We start from the raw sequence: 20,716 nt of genomic DNA, 5'->3' as shown, positions 1-20,716 counted from the left end.
CCATGATCATCAGCGGCGAACGCCGGATCGGCTATCCGGAACTCCAGACGCGAATCAGGCGGGCCGCGAGCGGCTTCAGCAAGCTCGGCGACCGCGAAGGCACGCCGGTGGCGATGATGCTGCGCAATGATTTCGCACTGTTCGAGGTGGTCGCAGCGTCCGCGGCACTCGGCAGACCGGTGGTGCCGGTCAACTGGCACCTGAAAGCCGCCGAAGTGCGCTACATCCTCGCCGACAGCGGCGCCGACGTTCTGGTCTGCCACGCCGACCTGCTGCCGCAGATTCGCGACGGCCTGCCGGACGGCCTCACTTTGCTGGTCGTGCCGACGCCGCCGGAGATCGCCGGGGCGTTCGACAGTCCGGCCGAGCTCACAACGATCCCGGATGGACTGACGAACTGGGACAGCTGGCGCGACAGCCAGGCGGAGCTTGGCGAACCGCCACGCCGCGGCGCACCGATGTTCTACACGTCAGGCACAACGGGCATGCCGAAGGGCGTGCGCCGGATGCCGATGCGTCCCGAACAGATCGCAGCCTCCGAGCGTGTCGGGGCGATCGCCTATGGCATCAAGCCGAACGAGGATCAGGTCGTTCTGATGAACGGCCCGATGTATCACTCCGCCCCGCACTCCTACGGCATGCTGGCCTATCGCAGCGGCTGCACCATCGTGCTCGAACCGCGGTTCGATCCCGAAGACCTGCTGCAACTGGTCGAACGCCATCGCGTTACGCACATGCACATGGTGCCGACGATGTTCGTCCGCCTGCTGCGCCTGCCAGATGCGGTCAAGCGCCGCTACGATCTGTCCTCGCTGCGCTTCGTCGTCCATGGCGCGGCGCCCTGCCCGCCCGACATCAAGAAAGCGATGATCGATTGGTGGGGACCGGTCATCAACGAATATTTCGGCTCGACCGAGACCGGGATTCCGGTGTGGCATTCCGCCGAGGAGGCATTGAAGAAGCCCGGCACGGTCGGCCGCGCCATCGAGGGCGGCATGGTCAAGATCTTCCGCGCCGACGGCAGCCTGTGCGACGTCAACGAACCCGGCGAGATCTACATGCGGCAGGCCTCGGTGCCGGACTTCGATTATCACGGCAAGGCCGAAGCGCGCGCCGAGGCGGACCGCGATGGTCTCGTCAGCGTCGGCGACGTCGGCTATCTCGATGCAGACGGCTACCTGTTCCTGTGCGATCGCAAGCGCGACATGGTGATCTCGGGCGGCGTCAACATCTATCCTGCCGAGATCGAGAACGTGCTGATCACGATGCGTGGGGTGCGCGACTGCGCCGTGTTCGGCATCCCCGACACGGAATTCGGCGAGCGGCTATGCGCCTTTGTCGAGCCTGAACCGGATGCCGGGATCTCGGTCGCCGCCGTTCAATCCTTCCTGCGCGAGCGCCTGGCCAATTTCAAGGTGCCGAAGGACGTCGAATTCCGTGACGCGCTGCCGCGCGAAGCCACCGGAAAGATCTTCAAGCGCAAGCTGCGCGAGCCCTATTGGGCGAACCAAACCTAACGGGACGCCACGAACACCGTTTAAAACTATGTTGCTGTTGCAAACAGTACGCGCGTGATCGATGAGATGCCGGCACAGACACAAGCCGGAATCTGACATCATGACAGCCACCGACTTCATCGTTGCGCGAAACGATTTCGAACAATGCAAGACGATCGCAACCACGCTTCCCGGGGCCGACGCGCTGCCGCAGGATGCGCTGCTGGTGAAGGTCGACCGTTTCGCCTTCACCGCCAACAACATCACCTACGCGGTACTCGGCGACCTCGCGAAATACTGGGAGCTCTTTCCCGCACCCAGCGGCTTCGGCAACATTCCGGTGTGGGGCTTTGGCGATGTGATCGCCTCGACACATCCGAACGTACCCATAGGCGAGCGCCTGTTCGGCTATTTCCCGATGGCGACGCATCTCGTCATCGAAGCCGCCGATGTCAGCAAGCGCGGCCTGCGCGACGGTGCAGCACATCGGCAAGGCGTGGCACCGGTCTACAATGCCTATGCGCGCGTCAGCGGCGACCCCGCCTATGCCGGCAAGCAGGGCGACTATCAGGCGCTGCTGCGGCCGCTGTTCATGCTGTCGTTCCTGGCCGATGACTTCTTGACCGAAAACGACGATTTCGGCGCGCGCACCGTGTTGCTCTCCAGCGCGTCGAGCAAGACCGCGTTCGGACTCGGCCATCTCCTGCACGCGCGCGGCCGCAAAGTGATTGGCCTGACCTCCGCCGGCAACACCGCTTTCGTCACCTCGCTTGGTTGCTATGAAGAGGTCGTCACTTATGACCGCGTGACGTCGTTGCCGGCGAGTGATCCCGTCGCGTTCATCGACATGGCTGGCAATAGCGCGGTGCGCGCTGAACTGCACCGACATTTTGGTGACCAGATGAAATGCTCGATGCGCGTCGGATTGACGCATCGCGCCACAGACCCCGACGAAGCTGCGCTGCCGGGCGCAAAGCCGCGCTGGTTCTCAGCGCCCGACACGATCCGCAAGCGCGCCAAGGACTGGGGTCCGGGCGGCATCGAGCAGCGCTTTGGCCGGGCCTGGTCGGGCTTTGCACCGACGCTCGACAAGCGCCTAACCGTGATCGAGAGCCGCGGCCTCGACGCAGTGCGGCAGGTTTATCTCGACACGCTGAAGGGGCGCATTCCGCCTGAGCAGGGCCACATGCTCTCGCTGCTCGGGTAAAGCGCTTTTGGCGGCCGTCGAACCGGTATAGCGTCGACCTCGATTATTGGAGCACGATCTCTTCGGAAACCCGCTGCACACTTTTCCGGATCATGCTCGCGAGGAAACGCCGCGAAGACGGCACGAGGTCGCGCATGCTGGATCGTACGACGGATATTGCTGCCTCCGCGCAGGCCTGGCTCGATGAGTTCGAGCGCTCGCTGGGTAAGCCCGATCCCGCCGCGCTCGACCGGCTTTTTCTCTCCGACAGCTTTTGGCGCGACGTGCTGGCGCTGAGCTGGAACCTGCAAACGCTTGCCGGGCGAGGCACGATCGCGGGGGAGCTCACGAAGCTCGCGCCCCAGGCGGCGGCCTCCAACCTCAAGATCGCCCCGAACCGCGCGGCGCCGCGCTGGGTGACCCGCGCCGGCACCAACAACATCGAAGCGATCTTCAATTTCGAGACCGCGCTCGGTCGCGGCAGCGGTATCGTGCGGCTTGTGCCCGATGCCGCCGACGGCGACCGTCTGAAGGCGTGGACGCTGCTGACCGCACTCGACGAGCTCAGGGGATTCGAGGAGCAGCTCGGCACCTCGCGGCCGCGCGGCCAGGCCTATTCACGCGATTTTCGCGGACCGAACTGGCTCGACCTGCGCAACGCAGCGCGTGACTACGCGGACCGTGATCCCACCGTGCTGGTGGTCGGCGGAGGCCAGGCCGGGCTTGCGATCGCAGCACGGCTGAAACAACTGGGGATCGACACGCTGATCGTCGATCGCGAGACGCGGATCGGCGACAATTGGCGGAAGCGCTACCACGCGCTGACCCTGCACAACCAGGTGCAGGTCAATCACATGCCCTATATGCCGTTCCCGCCGAACTGGCCGACCTATATCCCCAAGGACAAGCTGGCCAACTGGTTCGAGGCTTACGTCGATGCGATGGAGCTGAACTTCTGGACCGGCACGGAGTTCGAGGGCGGCGCCTATGACGAGGCCGGGGGACGCTGGACGGTAACGCTGCGTCGCGCCGACGGCAGCAAGCGGACCATGCATCCGCACCACGTGGTGATGGGAACCGGCGTCAGCGGCATCGCGAACGTGCCCGACATCCCGACGCTGAACAATTTCAAAGGCACACTGCTGCATTCCAGCCGCTACGAGGACGGCGAGAACTGGACCGGCAAGCGCGCGATCATCATCGGCACCGGCAACAGCGGCCACGACATCGCGCAGGATCTTTATTCCAGCGGCGCCGAGGTGACGCTGGTGCAGCGTTCGCCCACGCTGGTCACCAATATCGAGCCGTCGGCGCAGCTTGCCTATGCGACCTACAACGAAGGCACGCTCGAGGACAACGATCTGATCGCGACCTCGATGCCGACGCCGCTGGCGAAGAAGACCCATGTGATGTTGACCGAGCAATCGAAGGAGCTCGACAAGGAGTTGCTCGACGGCCTCACCCGCGTCGGATTCAAGCTCGACTTCGGCGAGGCCGGCACCGGCTGGCAGTTCAAATACCTCACCCGCGGCGGCGGCTATTATTTCAATGTCGGCTGCTCCAATTTAATCGTCGAGGGCGCGATCAGGCTGAAGCAGTTCTCCGACGTCGAGGGCTTCACGGCCAACGGTGCGCAGATGAAGGACGGCACGGCCATCGTCGCCGATCTCATCGTGCTCTCCACCGGCTACAAGCCGCAGGAATACCTCGTGCGAAAGCTGTTCGGCGACGGTGTCGCCGACCGCGTCGGTCCGGTCTGGGGCTTTGGCGACGGCCTCGAGCTGCGCAACATGTACACACGCACGAAGCAGCCCGGCCTGTGGTTCATCGCCGGCAGTCTCGCGCAGTGCCGGATCAACTCGAAATATCTGGCGCTGCAGATCAAGGCGATCGAGGAAGGAATTTTGGGGCGCGAGGTGAGGCCCGCTTGAGCCCCGTCGTCATTGCGAGCGCAGCGAAGCAATCCAGACTGTCTCCGCGGAAAGATTCTGGATTGCTTCGCTGCGCTCGCAATGACGATGTGGATGCAGACGAGCACGACAGAGATACAGCTAACGAAAGGGACCACCCATGCCAGCCATTCTCGGCACCGGCGAGCACCGCTACCGCGTCGTCGAAAACTTCGCAAAGCTACCGGACGGCTGGACGCTGACCGACGTCGCCTCGGTCGCTGTCGACAGCAAAGACCGTGTCTACGTCTTCAACCGCGGCGCACATCCGATGGTGGTGCTGGATCGCGAGGGCAATTTCCTGCGCAGTTTTGGCGAAGGCCTGTTCTCCCGCGCACACGGGCTGCATATCGACGCCGACGACAATCTCTACTGCACCGATGACGGCGATCACACCGTGCGCAAATGCACCACCGACGGCAAAGTGCTTCTGACCATCGGCATCCCGAACAAGCCGGCGCCGTTCATGAGCGGCGAGCCCTTTCACCGCTGCACCCACACCGCGCTGTCGCCGAAGGGCGAGATCTACGTCTCCGACGGCTACGGCAATGCGCGCGTGCACAAATACACGCCGGACGGCAAGCTGATGAAGAGTTGGGGCGAGCCGGGCACCGATCCAGGCCAGTTCAACATCGTGCACAATATCGCGACCGATGCCGACGGCTGGGTTTACGTTGCCGACCGCGAGAACCATCGCGTGCAGGTGTTCAATGGCGAGGGCAAATACGAGACGCAGTGGAACAATCTGCATCGTCCCTGTGCGCTGTGCTGCTGTGGTGGCGGCAAGAATCCAACCTTCGTCGTCGGCGAGCTCGGTCCCGGCCTCGACATCAACCGCAATGTGCCCAATCTCGGCCCGCGGCTGTCGATCGTGGACGCCAAGGGCAAGCGCATCGCACGGCTCGGCGGTGAGGACGGTCCTGGTGTTGCCAGCGGCAAGTTCCTGGCACCGCACGGCTTGGCGCTGGATTCGAGAGGCGACATCTATGTCGGCGAGGTCGGTGTCACCAACTGGAAGGCCAGCTTCGGGGATCAGGAGATGCCAGCCGAAGTGCGCGCGACGCGGTGCTTGCAGAAGCTGGAGCGGGTGCAGGAGTAAGGCATCAACGACAGCGTCAGGGCGTTCGGGCTGGAGCCCCCTCCCCAAATCGCGGCGCTTTTGAGCATTTGCCACCCCGCCGCCGCATTGCATGCGCCCGAATAAGTCGCTCAACGGGCTTCACAATCCCGTCACGCTGCATGTAGTATGTCACTACATGCTGCTTCGCAGCGTATGTTGGAGGCCAGGAGCGTTACTTGAACGCACATGTCTCGCAAGGCAGTTGGCCGGTGCTGGTCCTGAACGCGGACTTCCGGCCGCTGAGTTACTACCCACTGTCTTTGTGGTCGTGGCAGGACGCGATCAAGGCGGTGTTTCTCGATCGCGTCAACATCGTCGCTCATTACGATCAGGCGGTTCACAGCCCCACGCTGCAAATGCAACTGCCGAGCGTCGTCTCGCTCAAATCCTTCGTCAAGCCGACCACCCATCCGGCGTTCACCCGGTTCAACGTCTTCCTGCGCGATCGTTTCGCCTGCCAGTATTGCGGCTCGCCCGAAGACCTCACCTTTGACCACATCATCCCGCGCAGCAAAGGCGGCCAGACCACCTGGGAGAACGTGGTCGCGGCGTGCTCGCCTTGCAATTTGCGCAAGGGCAATCTGACGCCGGTGCAAGCCAAGATGTTTCCGCGCCAGCACGCCTTCGCCCCGACCGTGCACCAGCTCCACCGCAACGGCCGCCTGTTTCCGCCGAACTATCTGCACGACAGTTGGCTGGACTATCTCTACTGGGATACGGAGCTGGATCCGTAGGAGCAGCGTGCAGGGTCCGCGTGCTTGCGCCGCGGTCGCATCCCCCTCAACGCGCGGGCAGACGCCAGAAGACATCGGCGAACATCGCTATCTCCGCGCCTGCTCCATATCGATTTGATAGACGGAAATCCGGTCGATCTCGAATGCGACGCTCGGCGGCGTCTCCGCGTCGACCTGACTGACGCCGGGAAAGAATTTTGACCCGATCGCGAGATTGACGATCATGTACATGGGATCGTCGAAGCCGATCGGCACCTTGATGTCGGAGACCGGCTTGCGGTCGATGAAATAGACCAGCCGGTCCTCCTCCCACAACACACCGTAATTGTGGAACGCGTGCGAGGCGTCGCCCACCTTGAAGTCGAAACCGCAGGACTGGATTTTCTGGGTCGACGGAATCCGCCAATGCGTCGTCATCACGAGATCGCCGGGCCGCCCGCCGCGGCCTTCCAGCACGTCGACCTCGGGCGGCCAACCGCCATCGTCCGCGAGCAGCCAGAATGCCGGCCACACCGCATGGCCGACCGGCACCTTGGCGCGGATTTCGAAATAGCCGTGCTTCTGCGCGAACGTCCCCTGCGTGGTGAGAATCCCCGAGATGTACTCGTTGTTGAACAGCACCGGCTTCAATTCGGGCGGCGTGCGGCTGGCGACGATCGAGAGCACGCCGTCCTTCACCTTGAACGGGTCGAGCCCGAGCGGCGTCGCCGCGCGCCCCGCGTAACGCGGATCGACATAGATCTGCTGCTCGCCATTGGCGCTGGTCTTGCGCTTGAAGTCGGAACCGTCGCCGCCCCAATAGCGCGCTTCCGGCCATGCGGCGCCGCCGGCGTAATGCGGCACCCAGCGCCCTGTCGCGAGCGGATGCTCGTCAAAATCGTCGTTGAAGGTCCGGCGCAGCGGCAGAAATTCGAGCAAAGCGGGATCGACCGCGTCCAGCCTGCGGCACGCGATCATGGAGGGATCGGTTGTCACTTGCAGTGACATCGTGCCGGGCGCGCCATCGAGGTCGTCCTGCGCGGCCACCGGCGCGGGCATGGCAGACAGGCCGATCGCAACCAGAGCGCCCTTCGTCCAACGGTCGATCATCACCGCACATTGAAGGTATCAGGAGACGGCTCAAGGCTAACTCGCCCGCACTGGAGCGGGCAAGCGCGGCCATGTCGCGGAGCACGGCTTTGGAGGCGATGCCCGTGCGTAGGGACGATATTTTCGTGCACTTCCAAAAAGCGGAACCGCCAACCCAATCCTTATGCTTTCCTTACTGTCCTTTAAGCCTATCGCGGCAATCTCGGGGGCCGGCCTCCAGGGGCGGCAAATCCGTCAGGCCCAAGGTCGTTCCTCATGCTCGCCGAGACGCTGGAAGCGGTTCAGTCCTCACCGTCGAAGCGGACTGTCTATGTCCGCTTCGCGCTGGCGGCACTGGCGGCGATCGCCGTCTTCAAGACGCTCTGGTTCGCGCGCTTCGGCGGCTGGACGAACCGCGAGCTCGCCGACTTCGATGCCTTCCACATCGTCGCGCAGCACGTCTGGCGCGGCGATCTCGACCAAGTCTATCATTTCGATGCCTTGCTGAAGATGCAGATGGAGGCCGCCGGCGGCGCCACCGGCTTCATGCCCTGGACCTACCCGCCGCAATACGACCTCCTGCTGGCGCCGTTCGCCTTCCTGCCGGTCGGCGCCGGCTATCTGCTGTTCACCGCCGCGACGCTCGCCCTGTATCTCGTGACGCTCCGCGCGATCGCCGGCAAGAATTTCGCGCAGGTGCTGGTCATCCTGTTTCCGGCACTGGCGATCACCATCGGCTGCGGGCAGAACGGCTTCCTGACAGGATCACTGATCGGGCTCGTCTGCCTCAATCTGGAGCGACGGCAGGTGCTCGCCGGCCTAGCGCTCGGCGCCATGGTGATCAAGCCGCATCTTGCGATCGCCGCCGGCGTCTATCTGCTGGTGACGCGGCGTTGGGTTGCGCTCGGAACGGCGGCGATCGTCGTCCTGGCGAGCTCACTGCTGTGCACGCTGCTGTTCGGATGGCAGATCTGGTTCGCATGGCTCGGTGCGATCAAGGAATCCGCGATCTTTCTCGAGCAGGGCTTCTATCCGCTGTTTCGCATGATCTCGACCTATGCGGCGCTGTACAAGGCCGGCTTTCCCGCGAGCGCCGCTTTCTGGGGACAGACGGCAATTGCCGGGCTCGCCTTGTCCGCCGTTCTTCTCGGCGCGGCGCGCGGCGTGTCACCGGCATTCGCCCTGGGTACCGCGGTAATGGTCTCCGTGATGATCAGCCCCTATGCCTATGATTATGATCTGCCGATGCTCGGGATCGGCTTGGCGCTGCTGCTGCCCGATCTCGCCAGGATGGCGAGCCCGCGCGAGCGTGACGTCATCTACGGGCTGATCCTGTTCGCCGGGGCCTATGGGCTGTTGCAGTCGGGGCGGCTCGCGGTGCAGTTCGGCCAGAAGGCCGATCCCGATCAACATTTCGCGCCCGCGCTCGGCGGCTTCGCCCTGATGGCGCTGCTGGTTCTCCTGCTGCGACTGCTATGGCGCGGGACGCAGCCTGCGCCTGCCCTGCCGCAAGCTGCACGGCAGCATTCCTAGGCCCGCTGCAACGCCAGCGTCACGCCACCGAGCGTGAGCGCCATCGCCGTCCATTCGCGCAGGCCCAGCGGCTCGCCCAAAATGATCGCGGCGGAGATCACGCCGATCACAGGGACGATCAGCATGCCGGTCGAGGCCGAGGTCGGCGGCAGGCGGCGTAGCGTCTCGAACCAGGTGATATAGCAGATGCCCATCGGCACCAGCGTCATATAGACGAAGCAGCCGAGCCCGAGCGGGGTGATCGCGGTGACATCGGGATGCTCGAACAGGATACCGAGGATCAGCATGGTTGCGCAGCCGAGCCCGACCTGCCAGGCGACGACGACCAGCGGCGGCATCGGCAGCGGCTTGCGGTTGAGGACGTTACCGAGCGCGAACAGGATGGCGCAGAGCAGCGCCAGCGCAATGCCGAGCAGCTTGTCGGCGCTGAACGCGAGGCCGTTGCCGCTCAGGAGCAGCGCGACGCCGGCAACGCCGAGGACGAGCCCCAGGATATCCCGCACGGTCGGCCGCGTGTGCAGCACCGGCCAAGCGAACAGCATGGCCCAGATCGGCATGGTGTAGGCGAGCAGCGCGCCCTCGCTCACGGTCACATATTTCATCGCGACCGTACCGAGCCCCATCCAGGCGAACACATTGGTGAGGGTCGCAAACAGCAGCCGCGGGATCGCCTCGCGCGGAACGGCAAACGATTCCCTCCGACTCAGCACCAGGGTACCGAGAATGAGCGAGGCACAGACGCCCGCCAGCCCGCGCGCGAACAACGGCGGCCATTGCTGGAGCAGCAGCTTCATCAGCGGCCAGTTCAGCGCCCAGCCGAACGCCGTCACGCAGAGGCAGAGAGAGCCGATCGTCCTGTCGCGCCGCGCCGAATCCATGGATAGCGCTTAGCAGGCGGACGCTGGCCGCTCCACCTCGCCTGCCGCATGCGCACCATGGCCAACTATGGAACCCGGAACGCTGCCACCCGTTCTGATGGGAGCGCAGCCGGCAGCGGTGCCGCAGCGCAAACGAGGGGAGATGCGCCATGGCCACAGACGAGAAGGACCACGTCTACAAGATTCTCGAGCTGGTCGGATCGTCCGAGACTTCGATCGAAGACGCGATCAAGAATGCGGTCAGCCGTGCCGCCAAGACCATTCGCGAGATGAAATGGTTCGAGGTGGTGCAGACGCGCGGCCACATCGAAAACGGCACGGTGCGTCACTATCAGGTGACGTTGCGCGTCGGCTTCACACTGGATGGATGACGCGGCTTGCCGCGATCTATCCATAAGAGATTTGTCGCCGGAGTTCCGGTGAGATATCAAGCTCGTCACGACCGAATGTCTCGGTCGGGCTGAGAGCATTGCTGTGCCTGGCGCGATCAAGCTCGTCCTCTTCGACATGGACAATGTCCTCTGCGACTACGACAGGGGAAAACGTGTCGCGTGTCTGGCAGAGCTTGCAGGCGTTGACGGCGACTCCGTCCACAAGGCGATCTGGGAGAGCGGATTCGAGCATCTCGGCGATTCCGGTGCGCTCGATGCCGCTGATTATCTGCGGGGATTCGGCGAACGCATCGGTTATCCGCTGTCGCTCGACGAGTGGGTTGAGGCGCGGCGCCGCGCAATGCAGGCCGACTGCGCGATGCTGGAGATCGCCCGCCGTCTCCGCGAGACCGTCGACATTGCGGTCCTGACCAACAACACCACGCTGGTCGCCGACCACATCGACACCCTGCTGCCGGAATTGCGGCCGCTGTTCGGCTCCAAAATCTACGCGTCAGCCCGCTTCAAGACGGCGAAGCCGGATCCGCGCTGCTATCGTCTTTGCCTGTCGGAACTCAACGTGAAGCCCGAGACCGTCCTGTTCGTCGACGATCTCGCGACGAATGTCGCCGGCGCACGCGAGGCGGGCCTCGTCGGACATCACCACACGTCGGTAGACGTTTTCAGGCGGGCTCTATTGGAGCTCCGCTTGCTTCACGAATGAACGTGGTTCGCCTTGCCGACATCAGGCGAGATGACACGCCACGAAATGTCCGCCCGCCCCCTCCTTCAGCTCCGGCGCGCTTTCCGAGCAGCGCGGCTGGGCGATCGGACAGCGCGTGTGGAAGTGGCAGCCTGACGGCGGCTTCATCGGGCTCGGAACGTCGCCCTTGAGGCGGATGCGCTCGCGCTTGAGTTTTGGATCGGGCACCGGCACCGCCGACAGCAGCGCCCTGGTGTAGGGATGCTGCGGGTTGCGGTAAAGGTCGCTCGCCTTCGCCAACTCGACGATGCGGCCGAGATACATCACCGCAACGCGGTCCGAGATGTGCTCGACCACCGAGAGGTCGTGCGCGACGAAGAGATAGGTGAGGTTCAGCTCGGCCTGGAGATCCTCCAGAAGGTTGATCACCTGCGCCTGGATCGAGACGTCGAGCGCGGAGACCGGCTCGTCGCAGACGATCAGCTTCGGCTCGACCGCGAGCGCGCGGGCGATCACGATGCGCTGGCGCTGGCCACCGGAGAATTCGTGCGGATAGCGCCGCATGTGCTCGGCCTTGAGGCCGACCTTGACGAGCAAGCCCGCGACGCGCTCCTCGCGCTCCCTGGCCGAAGACGCGAGATTGTGGATGGTGAAGGCCTCACCGAGGATGGCACCGACTGTCATGCGCGGATTGAGCGAGGCGAACGGATCCTGGAACACCAGCTGCATGTTCCGCCGCATCGCGCGCAAATCGGTGCCGCTGAGCTGGCGCACGTCCTGGCCGTCGAATACGACCTCGCCGTCGGTCGGCTCGATCAGGCGCAGCACGCAGCGTCCCGTCGTCGACTTGCCGCAACCGGATTCGCCGACGAGACCGAGCGTCTCGCCGCGGTTGACCGAGAACGAGACCCCGTCGACCGCATAGACGCTTGCGACCTGACGCGACAACAGGCCGCCGAGCACGGGGAAATATTTCTTCAGGCCGCTGACGCGGAGCAAGGGCTCGGTCATGCCGTGCCTCCCAACTGCGTATCTCCGAGGTGACAGGCCATGCGATGACCGGGAGCGATTTCGCGGAGCAGCGGCTCCTTCTCGGTACAGACGTTCATGGCAAACTTGCAGCGCGCCGCGAAGCGGCAGCCGACCGGCGGATTGATCAGGATCGGCACCGAGCCGCCGATCGCCTCGAGGCGGACCTTGTGCTCGCTGTCGAGATCGATGCGCGGGATCGAGCGGATCAGGCCCTGGGTATAGGGATGGCCGGGATTGCCGAACAGCTCTTCGACGGGCGCCTCCTCCACCACCTTGCCGGCATACATCACGACGACGCGCTGAGCGGTCTCGGCGACAACGCCCATGGCATGGGTGATCAGCATCACCGCCATGCCGAAGCGCTCCTTCATGTCCTGAAGGAGGTCGAGGATCTGCGCCTGGATGGTGACGTCGAGCGCCGTGGTGGGCTCGTCGGCGATGATCAGCTTCGGCTTGCAGGCGAGCGCCATCGCGATCATCACGCGCTGGCGCATGCCGCCGGAGAACTGATGCGGATAATTGTGCACGCGGCCTTCGGCGTTGGGAATCTGCACCAGCTTGAGCATCTCGATGGTCCGCTCGAGCGCCTGCTTCCTGGTCACCGCTTCATGCCGGCGCAGGCTCTCGGCGATCTGCTCGCCGATGGTCAGCACCGGATTGAGCGAGGTCATCGGCTCCTGGAAGATGAAACCGATCTCCTTGGCCCTGATCTCGTCGAGTTGATTGCTGGTCAGCGGCACGAGGTCGCGCCCCTCGAAGATGATCTGGCCGGCCGCGATGCGGCCCGGCGGCATCGCGATCAGCTTCAGGACCGACATCGCGGTGACGGTCTTGCCGCAGCCGGACTCGCCGACGACGCAGAGCGTCTCGCCCTTGTTGATGGAGATATCGACGCCGTCGACGGCCTGCAAAATGCCGTCGTCGGTCGAGAAGTGGGTTTTCAGCCCTTTGATTTCGAGCAGCGGCGCCATCAGATCACCCGTCGCGCATCGAGCGCGTCGCGCAGGCCGTCGCCGATGAAGTTGATGGCGACCACCGCGATGAAGATCGCGCCGCCCGGAAACAGCGCCCAATGCGGGCCGATGTCGAGGAAATCCTTGGCGTCGAACAGCAGCCGGCCCCAGGTCGGCGTATCCGGTGGGAAGCCGAGGCCGAGGAAGGACAGCGTGGACTCGGCGATGATCGCCGCGGCAACGTCGATGGTGCCGGCGATGATCACCGGTCCGAGCGCATTGGGCAGGATGTGCCGCACCACCTGCCGCACCGGACTTGCACCCAGCGCGCGCGCGGCCTCGACGAACTCCTTTTCGCGGATCGACAGGAACTGCGCGCGCACGAGGCGAGCCACCGGCATCCAGCGCAAGCCGCCGATCACCAGCACGATCAGGACGAAAATACCGCCCTCGGGACCAAACGCCTGCTTGAGCCCGTCCCGGAACAGATAGATCAGCAGCAGCAGCAGCGGCAGTTGCGGCAGCGACAGGAACAGGTCGGTGAGCCACATCAGGCCGTGACCGAGCGCACCGCGCGACATCCCGGCGAGCGAGCCGATCAGCGTTCCCACGAACACCGAGACCAGCATCGCGGCGAGCCCGACCGCGAGCGAGATGCGGCCGCCATAGATCATGCGCGCGAGAATGTCCTGGCCGAGATCGTCGGTCCCGAAGGGATGCGCCAGCGAAGGCCCTTGCAGCCCTGCCACGATGTCGATCTCGTTGATCTTCACGCGCCAAACGAAGGGGCCGAGCACCACGGCCAGCACCAGGATGAGGAGCAGGAAGGCGCTGACCACGGCGAGCTTGTGGCGGCTGTAGCGCCGCCACGTCTCGCGCCAGGGCGAATACGCGCGCCGCTCAGCGGAGGGAGATGCGAGGGTCAAGCCAGCCATACAGGACGTCCGCGATGAGATTGAACAGCACGACGAGGCACGCAAAGACGAAGGTCACGGCCATCACGACCGGCGTGTCGTTGGACAGGATGGAGGAGATCAGCAACGAGCCGATGCCGGGAACACGGAAGATCTGTTCGGTGACGATGGCGCCGCCGAACACGGCCGGCATCTGTAGCGCGATCAGCGTCACCACCGGGATCATGGCATTGCGCATCACGTGCTTGACGATGACCTTGGCCTGACCGAGGCCCTTGGCGCGGGCGGTGGTGACGTAGTCGAGCCGGATCACGTCCAGCATCGCCGAACGCACGAAGCGTGTCATCGACGCCGCCTGGAACAGCCCGAGTACCGCCACCGGCATGATTGCCTGCCGGATCATCTCGAACACCCAACGAATGCCGGTGCCCTTGATGTCGGTGGAGTAGACGAATGGCAGCCAGTCCAGCGTCACCGAGAAGATCAGGATGAACAACAGACCGGTGAAGAAGGTCGGCAGCGAGAAACCGATGAAAGCGAGCGTGTTCGCGATCTGGTCAAAGATCGAATAAGGCTTCGTGGCCGCATAAACGCCGACAGGGATCGCAATCAGCAGCGCCAGGATCTGCGCCGAGCCGATCACATAGAGGGTGGCCGGCAGACGCTGGAGAATCAGCGTGTCGACATCCATCCGGCTGACGAAGGAGAAGCCCCAGTCGCCGTGCATCATGGCGTTGAGCCAGTGCAGGTAACGGAGGTAGATCGGATCGTCGAGGCCGAACTTGGCCCGAAGCGCGGCCTGCACTTCGGGCGGCACGTTCGGGTTGGTCGCCAACTCCCCGAAAGGATCGCCTGGCGCAAGCGCCAGCACGACAAACAGCACGACCGAGATTCCGAGCAGGCTCGGAATCGCGATCATCAGGCGACGCAGGACGTACTGACTCATAGGGAAAGATCCCGTCTAGTGTTGGGGGATCATTCCTCGCGGTACCAGTCGAAGATGTTGTCGGTTTCGTTGGCCCAGCCCGAGATCACCGGACGCAGCGTGTTTGCGGAGGCCTCCACCTTCAGGCGGTGCATCGCCGGGATGAAGACGGTGTCCTGCCACATCAGATCGTTGCACTTGATGTAGAGGGCGGCGCGCTTGATCGGATCCATTTCGGAATCGGCAGCGTCGATCGCCGCATCATACTCCTTGTTGGTCCAGCGCGTGAAGTTCGTGCCCTGCCACTTGTTCTCCTTGCTGGCGATGTAGCGCGAATGATAGCGGCGCATGTGCTGCGACGGATCCGGCTGGCTCAGCGGAATCTGGAACATCTCGAGGTCGGCATAGAACTTCGGATAGGTGTCGGGGTTGGCGACGTCCGAGGAGAAGAACACCGAGGCCACGACCGACTTCAGCTCGACGTCGATGCCGGCCTTCTGACAGGCCTGCTTGACGATCGCCTGGGTCTTCTGGCGCGGACCGTTGATCGAGGTCTGGTACAGCAGCTTCAGCTTCTTGCCGTCCTTCTCGCGGATGCCGTCGGCACCGGGCTTCCAGCCGGCGTCGTCGAGCAGCTTCGAGGCCTTCTCGATGCTGAACTCCCAAGTGGTGTTCTTGGAGACGAACTTCTCGGGACCGTTGAGGAAGTTGGCAGTGGTGCGGCCGGCGCGGCCGTAGATCGCCTTCTTGATGGAGTCACGGTCGACCAACATCGACAGCGCCTTGCGCACCGCCGGATCGGAGAACAGCGGATGCTTGGTCTTCATCGAGGAGCGCTCGCCGTCGACCTCGGTGTTGGGATCGGAGAAGTTGAGCGCGATGAACTCGGTGTCGCCGCCCACGGCGTAGATGGTCTTGCCCTTGCCGCCCTTCTCAAGGCGCAGCAGCACGTCATCCTCGACCTGGATGTTCCATCCGAAATCATATTCGCCGGTCTGGATCACCGCGCGCGCCGCCGAGACGGCGTCGCCGCCACCCTTCATCTCGATCGAATCGAAATAGGGGCGGTTGGCCATGTGATAGTCGGGATTGATCACGCCGCGGATGAGGTCGCCCGGCTTGAACTCGACGAACTTGTAGGGACCCGTGCCGACAGGCGCGAGATTGGCCGGGGCTTCGCGGGATTTCGAGCCGATATAGTCGGCAAACATATGTTTCGGCACGATCTGGCCGGAGCCGGCGCCGACGAACGCATCGGCCCAGAACGGGGTCGGCTTCGCGAAGGTGATCTTGACCGTGAGATCGTCGACCTTCTCGACCTTGAGATCGCGATAGGTGCCGCTGGTGACGGTCGCCGTCGCGGGGTCCTTGGTGTATTCCCAGGTGAAGACGACGTCGTCGGCCGAGAACGGCTTGCCGTCGTGCCATTTCACGCCCGGCTTCAGTTTCCACGTTACCGAGGTGCCGTCGGCGGCGAGTCCGCCGTTCTGGGTCGAGGGGATTTCAGCGGCCAGAACCAGCTTCATGTTGCCGTCCGGATCCCAGCATGCGAGCGGCTCGTAGAACAGGCGCGAGCCGTCCTGGTCCTTGGTGCCGGTGGCGAAATGCGGATTGAGCAGGGTCGGCCCCTGCCACCACAGCAGCTTCAACGGGCCGCCGCCGCCGCGCTTGGTCGGCTTGTAGGTGGACGCCCCCTCCGCCATGGCGACGCCGCCGAGCGCGAGGATCTGGTTGGCGAGCGGCGCAGTCAGGCCGACCGCGGCCACGCGCTTGATGAAGGCGCGGCGGTCCATCCGGCCGTCCTTCACATCACCGATCATCGAACGCAGTTCTTTGTCCAGCATCGTTGTCCCCCGTCTGGTTCCCGTATGGATGCAGGCAGCCGCACCGCGGCCGCCGGATTTTGCTGGCGGTAGATGGCACACCGAATAGGCCGTCCGTCAACTGCGACCATGTGTATGCAAACGGTGTTCTGGCTGTCTGTTGGGCAAAACTTCGTTTCGCAGCCCAAGCGTTCGGCAATCCGGCGTTAAAACAAGCCGGATTCTGCGTTGCACTGCGGAAAATTTGTTCGTCGCATCAGACGAAGTATCGAGGCGATATTCTACGCCACGGACATGGTCAGCGGCGGCCCGACGTGGTCCGGCAGCGGGCAGACATAAGGTGTCTTGGCGGTGCGTTTCGTCAGGTCCGCCTTTGCGGCCTTGATCAGATCCGGATCCGTCAGCGCCTTGATGCCGATACCGGCCATCGCCTTGGCGGCCTGCACCATCGCCTTGTGGGCGTGTCCGCTCTTGCCCTGCGCGACCACCTGCCAGGTGTGGAAGGGCGTTCCGATTGCAACCGTCGGTGCGTGAACCTGTACGGTCGGCACTACCCAGCTGACATCGCCGACGTCGGTCGAGCCGACCAGCGGGTTGCGCTTGGCATCGAGCGGCACCAAGAAGTCGGCCAGCGGCCGATCGGTCGGCTGCATGCCGATCGCGTAATAGACCGACGCGATGTCCTTGTCGCTCAGCGTCGAACGGATCTGGCTGGCAAACCCCTTGTCGGCGTCGTCGAAATGCGGCGGTCCGAGCTCTTCCATCACCTGGTGCAGCGCCAGCTCCAGCGGCGTGTTCGGCAGGATGTTGGAGACCGCCGAGATGATCTTCATCTCGACCTTGGTCTCGGTCATCAGCGCCGCGCCTTCCGCGATCTTGCTGACACGTCCGACCAGCTCGTTCATGCCGGGCAGATCGCGGGCGCGGATCGAGTAGCGCACGCGCGCATGCGCCTGCACCACGTTCGGGGCGATGCCACCGGTGTCGAGCACCGCGTAATGCACGCGCGCGTCGCTCGGCATGTGTTCGCGCATGTAGTTCACGCCGACATTCATCAGCTCGACGGCGTCAAGCGCGGAGCGGCCGAGATGCGGAGAGGCCGCCGCATGCGAGGTACGGCCCGTGAAGATGAAGTCCGCGCGCGTATTGGCGAGCGACGGCGTCACCGCCACTTCCCAGAAGCTGTGGGGATGCCAGGTAATGGCGACGTCGGCGTCCTCGAATGCGCCGGAGCGCACCATGAAGGCCTTGGCTGCGCCACCCTCTTCAGCCGGGCAGCCGTAATAGCGCACGCGGCCGGGCACCTTGTTCGCGGCGAGCCAGTCCTTCATCGCGGTCGCGGCGAGCAGCGCCGCGGAACCAAGCAGATTGTGACCGCAGCCATGGCCGTGGCCGCCGGTCTCGACCGGACGGTGCTCGGCGACGCCCGCCTCCTGGCTGAGTCCCGGCAGCGCGTCATATTCACCCATGAAGGCGATGACCGGACCGCCTTCACCCCATTCGCCCATCAAGGCAGTCGGAATGCCGGCCACGTTCTCGGTGATGCGGAAACCCTGATGGCGCAGCTCGGCGAGATGCTCGGCGGCGGACCGCGCCTCCGTGTAGCACACCTCCGGCATGCCCCAGACCTTGTCGCTGAGGTCGATGAAACGCGCCTTGATCGTGTCGACGCCACGCCAGATATCGCTGCGGTTATCCATTGCTTCGGTCCGTGATCTCTTGGTCAAACGAAGCGGCAATGGTTAGCAGCTTCATTGCAGGCCGCCTAGCACCTCGCGGGACAGCAGCCATGCGGCTGAGGCTGGCGTACCGTTTCCGTGCCTTTCGAAGAATTCACGCGACCTTCTCCGGAATAGTTGGGAACGAGGCTTTCAAGACGGCCGCCTCCGGCCTAAATTATCCGTGCTTCGCGCGTCGTTCCGCCAGCCACGGCGGAGCAATGCACTCAGCCAGGAGAACTCGATGCCCGCCCTGACCGAATGGAGAGTGCCGCCGGCCAATCAGCCGCGTGCGAGCGATTACGGTTTCGATCTCGACCGCGCGCTCGCATCCGTCGTCGGCCTGCACGCCATCATCCCGCCGGATGCCTTCAGCGCCGAGACGCTGGGCACCGAGCGCGCCGGCAACGGCGTCGTGATCGACCGCGGTCTGGTGCTGACCATCGGCTATCTCATCACCGAGGCAGAATCCGTGTGGCTGCATCTCGCCGACGGGCGCGTCGTCGAAGGGCATGCGCTCGGCTTCGATTCCGTCACCGGCTTTGGCCTGGTGCAGGCACTCGGCCAGCTCGATGTCGAACCCTTGCCGCTCGGCAACTCGGCGAACACGAAGCTCGGCGATCGCGTCGTGGTCGGCGGCGCCGGCGGGCGCACCCGCTCGGTGGCGAGCCAGATCGTGGCCAAGCAGGAATTTGCCGGCTACTGGGAGTATCTCCTGGACGAGGCCCTCTTCACCTATCCCGCACACCCGAACTGGGGCGGCACGGCGCTGCTCAACGAGCGCGGCGAGCTGATCGGCATCGGTTCACTCCAGCTCGAGCGCGAACGCGACGGCAAGGCCGAGCATGTCAACATGGTCGTGCCGATCGACCTGCTGAAGCCGGTCCTCGACGATCTGCGCAAGTTCGGCCGCGTCAACAAGCCGGCACGGCCGTGGCTCGGGCTTTATTCGACCGAGATCGACAACCGCATCGTTGTGATTGGCATCTCGGCCAACGGCCCGGCCGCGCGCGCCGAACTCAAGACCGGCGACGTCATCCTCGCGGTCGACGGCGAGAAGGTCACGAGCCAGACCGGCTTCTACAAGAAGATGTGGGGGCTGGGCGCTGCCGGCGTCGACGTGCCGCTGACCGTGCACCATGAGGGCGTCACCTTCGACGTCACGGTGACCTCGACCGACCGCTTCAAGCTGCTGAAGGCGCCGAAGCTGCACTGATCCCCCGCGTAAGGAAGCCACGATGAGCGAGGCCGTGATCGACGATATCGTGGCCGTGCTGCCGCCGCTGCTCAATGCGCTGGAGGGACTCGGCTTCTTCCAGCGGCATCTGCATCCGCCGGCCTTTGCCTCGGTGATGAACGCGATCGGTACGCCGGACGAAGCGCTGCAAACGGCCCACGCAGCAATCCAGGAGTGGCCGGAGCAATTCGCCGGACTGCGCGCGCGGCTCGATCGCGCCTGCGACGAGACGCTCGCCGCCTTCGCCGGCATCCGCGAGGTCGAGCGCGGCAATGGCGATCTCGTCGCCGTCTTCCGCGCGCTGCGCCATGTGCCCCGCGCGCAGGAAGCGCTCTATCCGCTGGCGGTGCAGTTTCCCCCGGTGAGCAGTTTCTTCCTCAATGCAGCCAATCGCGAGAACGACGATCTGCTCTCACGCCTGGAGGTCGGCGCAAGCGAAGACACCGGCATCTTCCATGATCACAACGAGCCCGGCAGCCGCGGCGGCTTCTCGGTCTATGTACCCGAATATTATTCGCCTGAGCGCGCGATGCCGCTGGTGATGGCGCTGCATGGCGGCAGCGGCAACGGCCGCGGCTTCCTGTGGAGCTGGCTGCGCGATGCGCGCAGCCTCGGCGCGATCCTGGTCGCGCCGACCGCGACAGGCCCGACCTGGGCGCTGATGGGCGATGACACCGACACGCCGAATCTCATGCGCATTCTCGAAACCGTGCGCAGCCGCTGGAGCATCGATGCCTCACACATGCTGCTGACCGGCATGAGCGATGGTGGCACCTTCAGCTACGTCAGCGGCCTCGACGGCGCCTCGCCTTTCACACATCTTGCGCCGGTCTCCGCAACCTTCCATCCGCTGATGGCGGAGATGGCCGACGCCACGCGGCTGCAGGGCCTGCCGATCTTCATCACCCACGGCAAGCTCGACTGGATGTTTCCGGTGCAGACCGCGCGCCAGACCGAGGCTGCGCTCTCAGCCGCCGGCGCCGACGTCACCTATCGCGAGATTGATGATCTCAGTCACACCTACCCGCGCGAAATCAACGCAGATCTGCTGGAATGGCTGAACGGAAAATGAACAA

Annotated in this window: 18 protein-coding genes; 10 read left to right on the top strand and 8 right to left on the bottom strand. The window is 64.3% G+C overall.

What is annotated here, in order from left to right:
• Positions 1-2 precede the first annotated feature (2 nt).
• The 5 genes from AB7532_RS04375 to AB7532_RS04355 all read left to right on the top strand — a co-directional run bounded on the left by AB7532_RS04375 (position 3) and on the right by AB7532_RS04355 (position 6,485).
• Complete coding sequence (locus tag AB7532_RS04375) at positions 3-1,517, top strand: acyl-CoA synthetase (RefSeq protein ID WP_441233607.1); 1,515 nt, start codon at positions 3-5, stop codon at positions 1,515-1,517.
• Positions 1,518-1,617: 100 nt separating this feature from the next.
• Entirely contained in the window at positions 1,618-2,703 is a 1,086-nt protein-coding gene (locus AB7532_RS04370) for a DUF2855 family protein (protein WP_441233606.1), read from the top strand.
• A 134-nt stretch (positions 2,704-2,837) separates the two neighbouring features.
• On the top strand, positions 2,838-4,613 hold the full coding sequence (locus AB7532_RS04365; protein ID WP_441233605.1) for an NAD(P)/FAD-dependent oxidoreductase: 1,776 nt from the start codon (positions 2,838-2,840) through the stop codon (positions 4,611-4,613).
• Between the two features lie 139 nt (positions 4,614-4,752).
• Positions 4,753-5,730: a peptidyl-alpha-hydroxyglycine alpha-amidating lyase family protein gene (locus AB7532_RS04360; protein WP_441233604.1), complete on the top strand. Its 978-nt coding sequence runs from the start codon at positions 4,753-4,755 to the stop codon at positions 5,728-5,730.
• Positions 5,731-5,927: 197 nt separating this feature from the next.
• Positions 5,928-6,485, top strand: coding sequence for an HNH endonuclease (locus tag AB7532_RS04355; protein ID WP_018316280.1), 558 nt, complete (start codon positions 5,928-5,930; stop codon positions 6,483-6,485).
• An 87-nt stretch (positions 6,486-6,572) separates the two neighbouring features.
• On the opposite strand, the gene AB7532_RS04350 is transcribed toward AB7532_RS04355, so the two are convergent.
• Positions 6,573-7,574 (bottom strand): glycoside hydrolase family 16 protein, encoded by a 1,002-nt coding sequence (locus tag AB7532_RS04350; RefSeq protein ID WP_441233603.1) that lies wholly within the window; start codon positions 7,572-7,574, stop codon positions 6,573-6,575.
• Between the two features lie 255 nt (positions 7,575-7,829).
• Here AB7532_RS04350 and AB7532_RS04345 point away from each other — a divergent pair, with 255 nt between their 5' ends.
• Positions 7,830-9,086, top strand: coding sequence for a glycosyltransferase family 87 protein (locus AB7532_RS04345; protein ID WP_441233602.1), 1,257 nt, complete (start codon positions 7,830-7,832; stop codon positions 9,084-9,086).
• Here AB7532_RS04345 and AB7532_RS04340 read toward each other — a convergent pair.
• Complete coding sequence (locus AB7532_RS04340; protein WP_441233601.1) at positions 9,083-9,964, bottom strand: DMT family transporter; 882 nt, start codon at positions 9,962-9,964, stop codon at positions 9,083-9,085. The two genes, AB7532_RS04345 and AB7532_RS04340, sit on opposite strands and share 4 nt — an antisense overlap.
• Before the next feature lie 149 nt (positions 9,965-10,113).
• Between AB7532_RS04340 and AB7532_RS04335 the strand changes: the two genes are divergently transcribed.
• Both AB7532_RS04335 and AB7532_RS04330 read left to right on the top strand, forming a co-directional pair.
• On the top strand, positions 10,114-10,335 hold the full coding sequence (locus AB7532_RS04335) for a dodecin (protein WP_441233600.1): 222 nt from the start codon (positions 10,114-10,116) through the stop codon (positions 10,333-10,335).
• A gap of 136 nt (positions 10,336-10,471) precedes the next feature.
• The gene (locus AB7532_RS04330; protein ID WP_441239186.1) at positions 10,472-11,059 is read left to right on the top strand and encodes an HAD family hydrolase; all 588 of its coding nucleotides are present in this window, start codon (positions 10,472-10,474) and stop codon (positions 11,057-11,059) included.
• 21 nt (positions 11,060-11,080) lie between these two features.
• On the opposite strand, the gene AB7532_RS04325 is transcribed toward AB7532_RS04330, so the two are convergent.
• From AB7532_RS04325 to AB7532_RS04300, 6 genes are all read right to left on the bottom strand, one after another.
• A complete protein-coding gene (locus AB7532_RS04325) occupies positions 11,081-12,049 on the bottom strand; it encodes an ABC transporter ATP-binding protein (protein ID WP_441233599.1) in 969 nt (322 codons plus the stop codon).
• Positions 12,046-13,041: an ABC transporter ATP-binding protein gene (locus AB7532_RS04320; RefSeq protein ID WP_441233598.1), complete on the bottom strand. Its 996-nt coding sequence runs from the start codon at positions 13,039-13,041 to the stop codon at positions 12,046-12,048. Before AB7532_RS04320 ends, AB7532_RS04325 begins: the two co-directional genes overlap by 4 nt.
• Complete coding sequence (locus tag AB7532_RS04315; protein ID WP_441233597.1) at positions 13,041-13,958, bottom strand: ABC transporter permease; 918 nt, start codon at positions 13,956-13,958, stop codon at positions 13,041-13,043. Before AB7532_RS04315 ends, AB7532_RS04320 begins: the two co-directional genes overlap by 1 nt.
• A complete protein-coding gene (locus AB7532_RS04310) occupies positions 13,924-14,883 on the bottom strand; it encodes an ABC transporter permease (RefSeq protein WP_441233596.1) in 960 nt (319 codons plus the stop codon). Before AB7532_RS04310 ends, AB7532_RS04315 begins: the two co-directional genes overlap by 35 nt.
• 29 nt (positions 14,884-14,912) lie before the next feature.
• Positions 14,913-16,706, bottom strand: a complete 1,794-nt coding sequence (locus AB7532_RS04305) for a peptide ABC transporter substrate-binding protein (protein WP_441233595.1) — start codon at positions 16,704-16,706, stop codon at positions 14,913-14,915.
• Positions 16,707-16,966: 260 nt separating this feature from the next.
• Positions 16,967-18,385, bottom strand: coding sequence for a M20 family metallopeptidase (locus AB7532_RS04300; RefSeq protein WP_441233594.1), 1,419 nt, complete (start codon positions 18,383-18,385; stop codon positions 16,967-16,969).
• Between the two features lie 262 nt (positions 18,386-18,647).
• Between AB7532_RS04300 and AB7532_RS04295 the strand changes: the two genes are divergently transcribed.
• Positions 18,648-19,619 carry a S1C family serine protease gene (locus AB7532_RS04295; protein WP_441233593.1) on the top strand — a complete coding sequence of 324 codons (972 nt, stop codon included), beginning with the start codon at positions 18,648-18,650 and terminating at the stop codon, positions 19,617-19,619.
• Positions 19,620-19,641: 22 nt separating this feature from the next.
• A complete protein-coding gene (locus tag AB7532_RS04290) occupies positions 19,642-20,712 on the top strand; it encodes a phospholipase (RefSeq protein ID WP_441233592.1) in 1,071 nt (356 codons plus the stop codon).
• Positions 20,713-20,716 lie beyond the last annotated feature (4 nt).

Source organism: Bradyrhizobium sp. 930_D9_N1_4, from assembly GCF_052076015.1.
GTDB lineage: Bacteria > Pseudomonadota > Alphaproteobacteria > Rhizobiales > Xanthobacteraceae > Bradyrhizobium.
This window is presented reverse-complemented; position numbering and strand designations above follow the sequence as displayed.